General features: G+C 59.4%; 11 protein-coding genes and 1 pseudogene. 9 read left to right on the top strand and 3 right to left on the bottom strand.

Annotation, left to right across the window (positions count from 1 at the left end):
• Positions 1–208 precede the first annotated feature (208 nt).
• From HXW87_RS23040 to fabF, 5 genes and pseudogenes are all read left to right on the top strand, one after another.
• On the top strand, positions 209–1,237 hold the full coding sequence (locus tag HXW87_RS23040) for a glycosyltransferase family 4 protein (protein WP_239777834.1): 1,029 nt from the start codon (positions 209–211) through the stop codon (positions 1,235–1,237).
• Between the two features lie 85 nt (positions 1,238–1,322).
• Positions 1,323–3,317 carry a nucleoside-diphosphate sugar epimerase/dehydratase gene (locus HXW87_RS23035; protein ID WP_182402172.1) on the top strand — a complete coding sequence of 665 codons (1,995 nt, stop codon included), beginning with the start codon at positions 1,323–1,325 and terminating at the stop codon, positions 3,315–3,317.
• Between the two features lie 110 nt (positions 3,318–3,427).
• Entirely contained in the window at positions 3,428–3,763 is a 336-nt protein-coding gene (locus HXW87_RS23030) for a helix-hairpin-helix domain-containing protein (RefSeq protein ID WP_121186541.1), read from the top strand.
• Positions 3,764–3,975: 212 nt separating this feature from the next.
• Complete coding sequence (locus HXW87_RS23025; RefSeq protein ID WP_182402170.1) at positions 3,976–4,773, top strand: SDR family oxidoreductase; 798 nt, start codon at positions 3,976–3,978, stop codon at positions 4,771–4,773.
• A gap of 17 nt (positions 4,774–4,790) precedes the next feature.
• Positions 4,791–6,065: pseudogene (gene fabF, locus HXW87_RS23020) on the top strand (beta-ketoacyl-ACP synthase II).
• Here fabF and HXW87_RS23015 read toward each other — a convergent pair.
• From HXW87_RS23015 to eat, 3 genes are all read right to left on the bottom strand, one after another.
• Positions 6,062–6,619 carry a TetR/AcrR family transcriptional regulator gene (locus HXW87_RS23015; protein ID WP_239777833.1) on the bottom strand — a complete coding sequence of 186 codons (558 nt, stop codon included), beginning with the start codon at positions 6,617–6,619 and terminating at the stop codon, positions 6,062–6,064. The pseudogene fabF and the gene HXW87_RS23015 overlap by 4 nt on opposite strands.
• A 158-nt stretch (positions 6,620–6,777) precedes the next feature.
• Positions 6,778–6,945: a DUF2897 family protein gene (locus HXW87_RS23010; RefSeq protein WP_003226857.1), complete on the bottom strand. Its 168-nt coding sequence runs from the start codon at positions 6,943–6,945 to the stop codon at positions 6,778–6,780.
• A gap of 220 nt (positions 6,946–7,165) precedes the next feature.
• Positions 7,166–8,530 carry an ethanolamine permease gene (gene eat / locus HXW87_RS23005; RefSeq protein WP_095668643.1) on the bottom strand — a complete coding sequence of 455 codons (1,365 nt, stop codon included), beginning with the start codon at positions 8,528–8,530 and terminating at the stop codon, positions 7,166–7,168.
• A gap of 439 nt (positions 8,531–8,969) precedes the next feature.
• Between eat and kdpF the strand changes: the two genes are divergently transcribed.
• From kdpF to kdpC, 4 genes are all read left to right on the top strand, one after another.
• Positions 8,970–9,059, top strand: a complete 90-nt coding sequence (gene kdpF, locus HXW87_RS23000) for a K(+)-transporting ATPase subunit F (RefSeq protein ID WP_007963673.1) — start codon at positions 8,970–8,972, stop codon at positions 9,057–9,059.
• A gap of 8 nt (positions 9,060–9,067) precedes the next feature.
• On the top strand, positions 9,068–10,762 hold the full coding sequence (gene kdpA / locus HXW87_RS22995) for a potassium-transporting ATPase subunit KdpA (RefSeq protein ID WP_047295509.1): 1,695 nt from the start codon (positions 9,068–9,070) through the stop codon (positions 10,760–10,762).
• Between the two features lie 10 nt (positions 10,763–10,772).
• The gene (gene kdpB / locus HXW87_RS22990; RefSeq protein WP_239777832.1) at positions 10,773–12,830 is read left to right on the top strand and encodes a potassium-transporting ATPase subunit KdpB; all 2,058 of its coding nucleotides are present in this window, start codon (positions 10,773–10,775) and stop codon (positions 12,828–12,830) included.
• A gap of 131 nt (positions 12,831–12,961) precedes the next feature.
• Entirely contained in the window at positions 12,962–13,507 is a 546-nt protein-coding gene (gene kdpC / locus HXW87_RS22985; protein WP_239777831.1) for a potassium-transporting ATPase subunit KdpC, read from the top strand.
• Positions 13,508–13,510 lie beyond the last annotated feature (3 nt).

Genomic DNA, 13,510 nt, shown 5'->3' with positions numbered 1-13,510 from the left:
GCTGGCTACGACTTGCATCGAACCGTTGCCGTTCGTTCAGCGAACAATTAGTCGTGTATCCTTGGCTATTTTTTCCGGTTGGGCCTGCTTTATACGCATCAATTGGCGATAGTGGAGCGTCGGGAGAAATTTTTATCGCTTCACCCTCGCGCTTGGACGGCGGGTCGGTAGTGCGTTCGAGCGTTTTTACTTCGGAGTGATGTACTCAATGATTTTCTGGTGGCTCATGCCCGCAATCTGCATTTTTTCATTCGCAATGACCGCAGGCCTTCGCCGATATGCTCTTGCGCGCAGCATGCTCGACGTACCCAATGATCGCAGCTCCCACACGATTCCTACACCGCGTGGCGGTGGCGTATCGATCGTTGTGACGTTTTTATGTGGTCTGCTGACGATGTGGTTGACGGGAGTCATCGATCTGCATTTTTTTCTTGGTGCTGCCGGTGCGGGCGGGTTGGTAGCCCTGATCGGGTTTATGGATGATCACGGTCATATTGCCGCTCGCTGGCGCCTTCTCGGGCACTTTGGTGCGGCGCTCTGGGTGCTGGGCTGGATCGGCGGGCTGGCACCGGTGGAGGTGTTCGGATTGCGCTTCGACCTTGGCTGGGTTGGTCATTTCTTCGCGCTGTTCTATCTGGTATGGATGTTGAATCTGTACAACTTCATGGATGGGATCGATGGACTGGCGAGTGTGGAAGCAATCAGCATCTGTGGTTCTGTTTGTGTCCTGTATTGGGCAAGCGGGCAGCCAGGTCTTATTTGGGCACCTTTTCTGCTGAGCATGGCGGTTCTGGGCTTTCTGCTGTGGAATTTTCCACCAGCAAAAATTTTCATGGGCGATGCGGGAAGCGGATTTCTGGGTGTGATCCTGGGTGTCCTGTCATTGCAGGCAATGTCGATAAATCCGGATTTCCTCTGGGTTTGGCTTATTTTGCTGGGCGTGTTCATTGTTGATGCCACGTTCACGTTGCTTCGACGGTTGTTGCGCGGCGACAAAGTGTACGAGGCTCATAGAAGTCACGCTTATCAGTATGCGTCACGTCGATATGGGCGACATCTGCCGGTGACAGCAGCCGTTGCCTTGATCAACGTGCTGTGGCTGTTGCCCATAGCGTTTTGCGTAGTAGCCGGTAGGGTGGACGGTGGATTGGGGCTGATAATTGCATACCTTCCGTTGCTGGTCCTCGCGGTGAAGTTTCATGCAGGAGAACTCGAAGTCAAAACCGTTGTCCGGTGATTGATAGACAAAATCGGTAGGGTGTCAAAATATTACGTACAATGATTGCGGATTTAGCAGAGTACGCGCAGGTCGGTTGAGGTTTATGGATAAATTACGCGCCTTTTTGCTGGGTTTGCCACGCAGGCAAAAACGACTGATTCAAGTTGCCACAGATGTGTTTCTGGTCTGGGCGTCTCTCTGGCTCGCATTTATCGTCCGCCTCGGCATCGACGATATGTACAATCCGTTAAGGGCGCATTTCTGGCTGTTCGTCAGTGCACCGATCATCGCAATTCCGCTTTTCATCCGTTTCGGCATGTACCGTGCGGTCATGCGCTACTTTGGTAACGATGCGCTGATTGCGATCGTCAAGGCGGTCAGTCTTTCCTCGCTGATCCTGGCGCTGGTGGTGTATTGGTACAGCAACCATGAGGCAGTGGTCCCGCGCTCGATTATTTTCAACTATTGGTGGCTCAGTCTGGTCATTATTGGCGGATTGCGCCTTTGTATGCGTCAGTACTTCATGGGCGACTGGTTCACGGCCGCGCAGCATGTGCCATTCACCAGCCGCGAAGACGGACTGACCAAGGTCGCCATTTACGGTGCGGGGGTAGCCGGCAATCAACTGGTTGCCGCTTTACGCATGGGACGGGTCATGCGGCCGGTTGCATTTATCGACGATGACGCGAGTATTGCAGATCGCTCCATCTCCGGCCTTCAGGTGTACAAGCCCAAGCACATCCAGCAAATGATCGACGTTACGGGCGCTCAGGAAATCCTCTTGGCGCTACCATCATCAACCCGGGCTCGTCGCCGAGAAATCCTCAATCTGCTCGAAGGGTTTCCGCTCCATGTTCGCAGTGTTCCCAACTTTACTGATCTGGCCAGCGGACGGGTTCGGGTGGAAGACATTCAGGAGGTCGATATTGCCGACTTGCTGGGGCGTGACTCGGTTCCGGCTCAACCTGACCTGCTAGCCCGGTGTATCAAGGGCCGAGTAGTGATGGTAACTGGCGCTGGCGGGTCCATCGGCTCGGAGTTGTGCAGGCAGATTTTTGCCCTGGGTCCGACCACGCTGATTCTGTTCGAACACAGCGAGTTCAATCTCTACAGCATTCTTTCGGAGCTTGAGCAGCGCGGTAACAGGGAATCGGTCTCAGTACGGCTGTTGCCGATACTTGGATCAATCCGCCATCAGGACAAACTGCTTGATGTGATGAAAACCTGGAAAGTCGATACGGTTTACCACGCAGCGGCGTACAAACACGTGCCGATGGTCGAGCACAACATTGCCGAGGGCGTGCTGAACAATGTCATCGGTACGCTCAATACTGCTCAGGCCGCCCTGCAGTCCGGTGTTGCGAACTTTGTTCTGATCTCCACCGACAAAGCAGTGCGGCCCACGAATGTCATGGGCAGTACCAAGCGGTTGGCCGAGTTGACGTTGCAGGCCTTGAGCCGTGAGATAGCGCCGGTATTGTTTGGCGACAGTTCCAACGTGTCCCGAGTCAATAAAACCCGCTTCACCATGGTGCGTTTCGGCAATGTGCTGGGATCGTCGGGTTCGGTGATCCCGCTGTTTCACAGCCAGATCAAGTCAGGCGGCCCGCTGACGGTCACCCATCCCAAGATAACTCGCTACTTCATGACGATCCCGGAAGCCGCGCAACTGGTGATACAGGCCGGATCCATGGGGCAGGGTGGCGATGTCTTCGTGCTGGACATGGGCGAACCGGTCAAAATTGTCGAGCTGGCAGAAAAAATGATCCACCTGTCGGGCTTGAGCATTCGTTCCGAGCGCAACCCGCAGGGCGATATTTCCATCGAGTTCACTGGCTTGCGGCCAGGTGAAAAGCTCTACGAGGAGCTGTTGATCGGCGACAACGTAGCAGCAACACCCCATCCGATGATTATGTCCGCCAACGAGGATCACCTTCCTTGGGATGTACTCAAGGCGCGCCTGCACGAATTGCTCGTCGCAGTCGAAAAGGATGATTACTCACGAGTGCGCCAGTTGCTGCGCGAAACTGTCAGCGGCTACACCCCGGACGGCGAAATCGTCGACTGGATCTATCAACAACGCCGTCTCGAACCCTGATTGTTTCACATCCTGTAATAGACGCATTTTTGACACCCGCCAACCATCGCCTAAGTTTGGAGAGCAGCTTCGGAAAAGCTGCTTTCTCAAACGATGATGGAGCGTCACTTATGCGTAACGGTTTTTTCTACTCTCTGGTTTTTGCTTTGCTCACCAGTGCTTCAATCGCTGTAGTGGCGGCACCTGCCGTTGTCCCGAACGCGGAAAAGGCGACAATGGTGAGCGATACCGTTGCGACGTCTACCAGTGAAAAGGTCGATCTCAACGGTGCCGACGCAGCCACTTTGCAAAAACAATTGGCCGGAGTTGGCGAGACAAAGGCCAAAGCCATTGTTGCGTACCGTGATGCTAATGGACCATTCGCTTCGGTGGATGAGTTGCTGGAAGTGAAGGGCATCGGCAAGGCGATCCTCGATCGCAATCGCGACAAGCTGGAAGTGAACTAAGCTGATAATTCAACGCCAAGGGGCCGGTCATTGACCGGCCTTTCTGCTTTCTGGTGGCAGAGATGCGACAGAGGGAGCGCCGTCACGTCTGTCGGCGAGCTGAAAATTATGGGTATCATATTGTGTTGAGATTATGCCTATAATAATTTCCGTCACCTCCAGGCAAGTGAGCCTTGGAGGCACATCTCCCAATAGGTTTCAGGAGCGCTCTCATGAGTTCAGTCCAGTCTCAAGGTACGGCCGTCGTCACTGGCGCATCGTCCGGTATCGGTGCCATCTACGCGCAGCGGCTGGCAGCGCGTGGTTTTGATTTGCTGTTGGTGGCACGGGATCAACAGCGTCTTGAAATTGCCGCGGGCGAGTTGCGCGAAGCGCACGGTGTAAAGGTCGAAGTGCTCAAAGCCGACCTGACGCAAAAGGACGATGTCCTCAAACTCCAGCAACGCCTGCGCAGTGATTCGAGCATCAGCCTGTTGGTGAATAACGCAGGGGTCGCAGCCGATGGCTTGCTTGCCAATTCCGATGCCGAGCAACTGGAGCGTCTGATCCAGTTGAACGTCACCGCCGTAACGTTGCTGGCCTCGGCAGCCGCCGCCAGTCTTGCCAAGGCCGGACGTGGCACGATCATCAACATTGCCTCGGTGGTGGCGCTGTTTCCGGAGCGCTTCAATGCCACCTACAGCGCGAGTAAAGCCTACGTGTTGAGCCTGACTCAATCGCTCAACGCCGAGCTCGAAGGCACTGGCGTGAAGGTGCAAGCGGTGCTGCCCGGCGTTACCCGCACTGAAATCTGGGAACGCTCGGGCATCGACGCCAGCGGTATTCCGGCGGAGATGGTGATGGAAGCTGGCGAGATGGTCGATGCGGCGCTGGCCGGTCTGGATCAGGGCGAGTTGATTACCATCCCGTCGCTGCCGGATGAGGGTGAATGGCAGGCCTTTGTGCGTGCACGACATGTCATGGCACCGAATCTGTCGCGCAGCTCTGCGGCCCAACGCTACAAGCATTGATCAGAGGTAACTGTGGTATGAGTGAAGGTCGAATTGTTGTCACCGGTATGGGCCTGGTTTCGCCTTTGGGCAGTGACGTCGAGGTTGTCTGGCAGCGCTTGCTGGCCGGGCGCTCGGGCTTGCGCAATTTGCCGGACGCGGTGAGCGCAGATTTGCCGACCCGGGTCGCCGGGATGGTGCCAACGGCGGCGGAGGACGTCGAGGCCGGTTTCGATCCGGACCTTGCCACGCCACCCAAAGAGCAGAAAAAGATGGATCGCTTCATCCTGTTTGCCATGGAAGCGGCACGCCAGGCGCTGGCGCAGGCCGGATGGCAGCCGTCCGAGGCCAAGGATCAGGAACGCACCGCAACGATCATCGGCTCCGGTGTTGGCGGGTTCGGTGCAATAGCCGACGCCGTACGCACCACCGACAGTCGTGGCCCGCGTCGTCTGTCGCCGTTTACCATCCCATCGTTTCTGGTCAATCTGGCGGCCGGACATGTGTCGATCCAGCACGCTTTGAAAGGCCCGCTCGGCGCACCGGTGACTGCTTGTGCTGCCGGGGTCCAGGCGATTGGCGACGCTGCGCGGATGATTCGTGCCGGTGAAGCGGACATCGCGGTTTGTGGCGGAGCGGAAGCCTGTATTGATCGGGTCAGTCTGGCCGGTTTTGCCGCGGCGCGGGCGCTGTCCAGTGGTTACAACGACACCCCCGAACGAGCTTCACGGCCGTTTGATAGCGGTCGCGATGGTTTCGTGATGGGCGAAGGCGCCGGGCTGCTGGTGATCGAGTCGCTGGAGCATGCACTGGCCCGCGGTGCGCAACCGTTGGCTGAGCTGGTCGGTTATGGCACCACTGCCGACGCCTATCACCTCACTGCCGGGCCGGAAGATGGCAGCGGTGCGCGACGGGCGATGCAGTTGGCGTTGGCTCAGGCAGGTGTTGCGCCGGAGCAGGTGTAGCATCTGAATGCGCATGCGACTTCAACGCCAGTGGGTGATCTTGGTGAGTTGGCAGCGATCAAGGCACTGTTCGGTACGGAGAATAAAATCGCTGTGACTTCGACCAAATCCGCCACCGGGCATTTGCTGGGTGCTGCCGGCGGACTGGAAGCGATCTTCACCCTGTTGGCCATCCGCGATCAGGTCGTCCCGCCGACGCTCAACTTCGATAATCCCGATCCGGCGAGTGCGGGTATAGACATTGTTCATGGTCAGGCACGGTCGATGCCGATCGAGTATGCCCTGTCCAACGGTTTCGGTTTCGGCGGGGTAAACGCCAGTGTGCTGTTCAAGCGCTGGCAGGCTTAGTCCTGCGATTGCTTGAGGTGATCGCGCGTGACGTCGAGGATGCGTTGGGCAAACTCGGCGTCAGCGACACTGCGTGACAGCAAGAGCGCGCCGACCAGCGTCGACATGATGAAAATGGCCCGGTCGGCGCCGTTGTCGCCCTCAAGGGTGCCTTCGATTTGACTCAGTCGGGCATTGAGTACCGCATCACTGGTCGGGCTCGGCTGGCCGCGCAGACCCAGCTCTGAGGAAATGGTCAGCAGCGGGCAGCCTTCGTGCGGGGAGGTCTGATGCCATTCGGAAAGATAAGTGTCGATAAATGCCTGCAGCGGCTGTTCCTGAGCAAAGATCTCGGCGCACAGGCCATCGACTTGAGCACTCGCCTCCTGCAAGGCTTTTTCGACCAGTTCGTCCTTGGATTTGAAGTGCGAATAAAAGCCGCCGTGGGTCAGCCCCAGTGCTTTCATCAAGGGTTGCAGGCCGGTGGCACCGATGCCGTCTTTGCGAAATCGCGCCGAGGCTTCCTTGATGATCCGCTGATGGGTTTGAGCTTTATGATCTTGCGAGTAACGCATGTGGAACTCTCCGCAACAAGACCACCATCTTAACCAAGGTAAATGAAATGGTGACTGTACTTCTACTTCTTAAAAGCGTGTGGCTGAGTCCAACATGATCCTTGGGGGAATACGCTCCACAAAAAACAAACCCCGCCTGATCCGACGGGGTTTTTCGTTCAGCGATCCTGCGCGTCCTTGATGTCCGCTTCGGCGTTGCGCTGCGCAACGCGCTTGCGTTCCTCATCGGTCAGTTCAACCTTGTTGGCGGTGTCGCGCAACATCATCAATCCGCCAACGATCGAGCCGATTGCAACGACCAGAATCAACCAGGCATACCAGGGCATAACGGCTCTCCTTAATGGCAGCTTGGCGGGCGAGGGTTCGCCAGCAACGCTGCATACCACTTATGAGCGAAATGACTTCGCAGTGGTTCCATTCTAGGCCCGATATCCAAGCCGCACCTTAATTCCCTGTAGGAGCTGCCGCAGGCTGCGATTTTTTGACTTTGCCTTTTCAAAAACAAGATCAAAAGATCGCGGCCTTCGGCAGCTCCTACATGATGGGTTATCGTCCCGTCAGCATGGCGTCGGCCGGAGCGTCAGCGCGCAACTGACCGGTAAGCATGAAGTAGCCGAAACCGACTGCCATGAAGCCAAGGAAAATCAGCCCGATCAGCGCATTGAACCAAGCCATGGCGATCAGGCACACCACCGCCAGCACCAGCGCGATCAGCGGGATCAACGGATAGCACGGCGCACGGAAAGTCCGCTCGAGATTGGGTTCGGATTTACGCAGTTTGAACAGGCTGAGCATGCTCATGATGTACATCACGATCGCGCCGAACACGGCCATGGTGATCATCGCCGCGGTAAGGGTCATGCCGCCGAGGTTGATCAGGCCGTCGCTGTAGATCGCAGCGATACCTATGATGCCGCCGGCGATGATTGCGCGGTGCGGGGTCTGGAAACGCGAGAGTTTCGCCAGCGACGCCGGCAGGTAACCGGCGCGGGCGAGGGCGAAGAACTGCCGCGAGTAGCCGAGGATGATCCCGTGGAAACTCGCCACCAGACCGAACAAACCGATCCACACCAGCATGTGCAACCAGCCGGAATTGTCGCCGACCACGGTTTTCATCGCCTGTGGCAGCGGGTCATTGATGTTCGCCAGGGTGCGCCAGTCACCGACACCGCCAGCGAAGAACATCACGCCCATCGCCAGCAAAACCAGAGTCAGGATCCCGCTGATGTAGGCCTTGGGAATCGTGCGCTTGGGATCCTTGGCCTCTTCGGCGGCCATCGCCGCGCCTTCGATGGCGAGGAAGAACCAGATTGCAAATGGAATGGCGGCGAACATCCCGGCAATCGCCGGCGCACCGAACACATCGGAGCCGGCCCAGCCGTTCAGGGCAAAGCTGCTGAAGCTGAAGGCCGGTGCGACCACGCCCATGAACACCAGCAATTCGATCACTGCCAGCACGCAGACGATCAGTTCGAACGTTGCCGCCAGTTTCACCCCGAGGATGTTCAGGGTCATGAACACGATGTACGCGCCGACTGCTGCGTGTTTCGGGTCGAGCGCCGGAAACTGCACATTCAGATAGGCGCCAATCGCCAGGGCGATGGCCGGAGGGGCGAAGACGAATTCGATCAGCGTGGCCAGTCCGGCAATCAGTCCGCCTTTTTCACCGAAGGCTCGGCGGCTATAGGCGAACGGCCCGCCCGCATGAGGAATCGCGGTGGTCAGTTCGGTGAAGCTGAAGATGAAGCAGGTGTACATCGTGGCGACCATGAACGAGGTCACCAGAAAACCCAGTGTGCCGGCGACGCCCCAGCCGTAACTCCAGCCGAAGTACTCGCCGGAAATCACCAGCCCGACGGCGATGCCCCACAGGTGCAAAGTGCCCAGCGTGGGTTTGAGTTGTGTGTTCATGCGCATGCTCCCTGAACGGTTTGGAAAGCTCGGGGGAGGGCGTGTGCAGTGGGCGTGCCAGTCATGTGAATCAGGTCGCAATAGGCTGAAAGCTGTCGTTATCCAAGATGTTCATTACCGGATGGGCACATTTTCGTGCGCCAGTTGGGTGCGACGTCGTTAGTGCTGCCGTCTTCGCGGGCAAGCCCGCTCCCACAGGTTTGGCGTTGGAATCAAACTCTGCGGACCACGCAAAAAACTGTGGGAGCCGGGCTTGCCCGCGATGAGGCCCGATCTGACGCTGCAAAACCCCGCTGCAAAACCCCGCTGTAAAGCCAGCATAAACCCACTCTTTACGCTTTCTTTATGCCTCGCCGCACCCCTCGCTCTCGTTCCTTTACAGCCTCCTTTCCGACAATGCCTCCACACGCGGCAATACGCCGTAACACGGAGATCTTCCATGAGCGTTCTGGACGGGGTGTCCCTGCTGCTGGCAGCCGGGCTGTTCATTTATCTGTTGGTTGCGCTGTTGCGCGCGGATCGGAACTAGGAGCGGCTATGCACAGTTATGACTATTGGCTGATCCTCGCGTTTTTTGCGGTGGTCTTGCTGCCGGCGCCGTTCCTCGGGCGCTTTTACTACAAGGTGATGGAAGGTCAGCGCACCTGGCTGACACCGATTCTCGGCCCGGTCGAGCGCGGTTGCTATCGGATTGCCGGGGTTGATCCGCAGGCTGAGCAGAGCTGGCAGAAGTACACGCTGGCCTTGCTGGCGTTCAACCTCGCCGGTTTTCTGCTGCTGTTTGCGATCCTGTTGTTTCAGGATCACTTGCCGCTGAACCCGCAAAACCTGCCGGGCCAGGAATGGACCCAGGCGTTCAACACCGCGGTCAGCTTCATGACCAACACCAACTGGCAGTCCTACAGCGGTGAAGCGACCCTCAGCTACCTGAGCCAGATGGTCGGCCTTACCGTGCAGAACTTCGTCAGCGCTGCCACCGGTCTGGCGGTGCTGGTTGCGTTGTGCCGTGGCATCGGGCGCAAATCGGCCAAGACTCTGGGCAACTTCTGGGTCGACATGACTCGCGCCACGCTCTACGGCCTGCTGCCGCTGTGCCTGCTGCTGGCGCTGTACCTGGTATGGCAGGGCGTACCGCAGACTTTCGCGCAATATGTGAACGCGGTGACGATGCAGGGCGTCGATCAAGTGATCCCGCTCGGCCCGGCCGCCAGCCAGATTGCGATCAAGCAACTGGGCACCAACGGCGGTGGCTTCTTCGGTGTGAACTCGGCGCATCCGTTCGAGAACCCGACCGCGTGGAGCAACCTGTTCGAAGTCGCTTCAATCATCCTGATTCCGGTGGCGCTGGTGTTCACCTTCGGTCATTACGTGAAAGACCTGCGTCAGAGCCGCGCGATCATCGCCTGCATGCTCGCATTGTTCCTGATTGGCGGCGCGACGTCGCTGTGGGCCGAATATCAGCCTAACCCGGCGCTGAACAATGTCGCGGTCGAACAGACCGCGCCGCTGGAAGGCAAGGAAGCGCGCTTCGGCACCACCGCCACCGTGCTGTGGTCGGTGACCACGACTGCGGCGTCGAACGGTTCGGTCAACGGCATGCACGACAGCCTCAACCCGCTCAGCGGCATGGTCGCGCTGGTCAACATGATGGTCGGCGAAGTGATCTTCGGCGGCGTCGGTGCCGGGCTCTACGGCATGTTGCTCAACGTGCTGATCGCGGTGTTCCTCGCCGGCCTGATGATCGGCCGCACCCCGGAATACCTCGGCAAGAAACTGCAGGCGCGGGAAGTGCAATTGCTGGTGGTGACCTTGCTGGTGATGCCGATCGGCGTGCTGGTGCTCGGTGCGATTGCCGCCACTCTGCCTGGCCCGGCGGCGACCATCAGCAACCCCGGCCCGCACGGTTTCAGCCAGTTGCTGTACGCCTACACCTCGGCCAGCGCGAACAACGGTTCGGCGTTCGGTGGCCTGAGCGCCAACACGCCGTTCCACAACCTGATGCTCGGTCTGGGCATGTTGATCGGTCGCTTCGGCTACATCCTGCCGGTACTGGCTCTGGCCGGCAGCCTGGCGATGAAGAAAACCGCACCGATTGGCCAGAACAGCTTCCCGACTCACGGGCCACTGTTTGTGACGCTGCTGACCGTGACCATTTTGCTGGTGGGTGGCCTGACGTTCTTGCCGACCCTCGCATTGGGCCCAATCGCCGAACATCTGAGCATGGGCTTCTAAGGAGTCAATGATGAATATGCCCGCAATCAAACCCGCCGCCGTCAAGGCGCCGGAACAAGCGAAAACCGCGATCTCGGCCCTGTGGCGTCCGGCGCTGGTGCACGCTTTCGTCAAGCTCGACCCGCGCCAGCTGGTGCGTTCGCCGGTGATGCTGGTGGTCGAACTGACGGCGATTTTCACTACCATACTGTGCTTCATCCCGGACAACGTCGTGCCGACTTTCGTCGCCGCGCAGATTGCTCTGTGGCTGTGGTTCACGGTGCTGTTCGCCAACTTCGCCGAAGCCTTGGCCGAGGGGCGCGGCAAGGCCCGCGCCGACAGCCTCAAGGCCGGCAGCGAAGGCCTCAGCGCGCGGCGCAAACTGGCCAATGGCAGCTTTCAGGTGGTGCCTGCCGCCAACCTGCGCAAAGGTGATGTGGTGCGCGTCGAAGCGGGGGAGATGATCCCCGGTGACGGCGAAGTCATCGAAGGGATCGCGGCGGTCAATGAAGCGGCGATCACCGGTGAGTCGGCGCCAGTGATTCGCGAGTCCGGCGGCGATCGCTCGGCGGTCACCGGCAACACGCGCCTGGTGTCCGACTGGTTGCTGGTGAAGATCACCGCCAACCCCGGTGAGTCGACCCTCGACCGCATGATCGCACTGGTCGAAGGTGCCAAACGCCAGAAAACCCCGAACGAAGTCGCGCTGGATATCCTGCTGATCGGCCTGACCCTGATCTTCCTGCTGGTGGTGGTGACCCTGCAACCGTTCGCCCATTTCGCCAACGGCAACCTGCCGCTGGTGTTTCTGGTGGCGCTGCTGGTCACGCTGATTCCGACCACCATCGGCGGCCTGTTGTCGGCCATCGGTATTGCCGGGATGGATCGTCTGGTACGCCTGAACGTGATCGCCAAATCCGGGCGCGCCGTGGAAGCGGCCGGTGACGTGCACGTTCTGCTGCTGGACAAGACCGGCACCATCACCTTCGGCAACCGTCGTTGCAGCGCGGTGTATGCCGCGCCGGGCGTGAGTGGTCGCGAGTTGGCCGAAGGTGCGTTGTTCGCCTCGCTGGCGGACGAAACCGCCGAAGGCAAGTCCATCGTCGAATACCTGCGCGGTCTGCACCCGCAATCCGAGCCAGCGCTGAATACCTTGACTGCCGTACCGTTCAGCGCGGAAACCCGCCTGTCCGGTGTCGACTATCAGGGCCGCGTGTACCGCAAGGGCGCCGTGGATTCGCTGCTGGCCTTCCTTGGTCAACAACGCTCCGATCTGGCCCCGGCGCTGTCGCGGGAAATCGACAAGATCGCGCAGAGCGGCGGTACGCCGTTGCTGGTCTGCGCCGACGGCAAACTGCTGGGTGCGATCCACCTCAAGGACGTGGTCAAGCCAGGCATTCGCGAGCGTTTTGCCGAGCTGCGCAAACTGGGGATTCGCACCGTGATGGTCACCGGTGACAACCCGTTGACTGCTGCGGCCATCGCGGCGGAAGCGGGCGTCGATGACGTGCTCGCCGAGGCTACTCCGGAGAAGAAACTGGCGCGTATCCGCCATGAGCAGAACGACGGCCGTCTGGTCGCCATGTGCGGCGACGGCGCCAACGACGCCCCGGCGCTGGCCCAGGCTGACGTCGGTATGGCGATGAACGACGGCACGCAAGCCGCGCGTGAAGCGGCGAACATGGTCGACCTCGACAGCGACCCGACCAAGCTGCTGGACGTGGTACAGATCGGCAAGGAGTTGCTGGTGACCCGTGGCGCGCTGACGACGTTTTCCATCGCCAACGACGTCGCCAAATACTTCGCGATCCTGCCGGCGCTGTTCGCCGCGATTTATCCGCAACTGGGCGTGCTGAACATCATGCACCTGACCAGTCCGCAGAGCGCGATCCTCTCGGCCATCGTGTTCAACGCCCTGATCATCGTGGTGCTGATTCCACTGGCATTGCGAGGCGTACGCGTGCAGGCGGCGAGCGCCGCGGCATTGCTGCGACGCAATCTGCTGATCTACGGACTGGGCGGGATTCTGGTGCCGTTCGTGGGGATCAAGGCGATCGACATGCTGCTGACGGCGCTGCATCTGGTGTGACCCCTTCGCGAGCAGGCTCGCCCCCACAGTTGCAATGCGGTCCCCTGTGGGAGCCAGCCTGCTGGCGATGAAATCGACTCGGTCCACCTGAATTAACGCGGTATCCGCTTTCTGAATTCGAGGATTTTGCAATGTCCACAATGTTACGTCCGGCCCTGAGCCTGCTGGTGCTGATGACCTTGGTCACCGGTGTGGCCTATCCACTGGTGGTGACCGGCGTTGCCCAGGTCGCCTTTCCTGAACAGGCTAACGGCAGCCTGGTGCACGATGCCGACGGCAAAGTGCGCGGCTCGTCGCTGATCGCTCAGGATTTCGTCGGTGATGCCTGGTTCCATCCGCGTCCTTCGGCGGGCGCGTTTGCGACCGTGTCCAGCAGTGCCAGCAACCTCGCACCAAGCAATCCGGCGCTGGCCACGCGGGTGATCGACGACGCCGCCAAGTTGCAGGTGCCCGGCCAGGGGCCAGTGCCCTTGGCGCTGCTGACCACCTCCGGCAGCGGCCTCGATCCGCACTTGCCACCGGCGGCAATTGCCTATCAACTGGCGCGTGTCGCGCAAGCGCGCAACCTGCCGGTGGCGACCTTGCAGCAACTGCTCGATGCGCACATTGAACAGCCGCTGGTGGGGCCACCGGTGGTGAATGTGCTGGAGCTGAACATGGCGCTGGAAAAACTCTGAACC

Origin of the sequence: Pseudomonas sp. Y5-11 (genome assembly GCF_022368695.1) — a bacterium.
GTDB classification, from domain to species: domain Bacteria; phylum Pseudomonadota; class Gammaproteobacteria; order Pseudomonadales; family Pseudomonadaceae; genus Aquipseudomonas; species Aquipseudomonas parakoreensis.
Note: the sequence above shows the minus strand (reverse complement) of the source record. Positions and strands in the feature narration are given on the sequence as shown.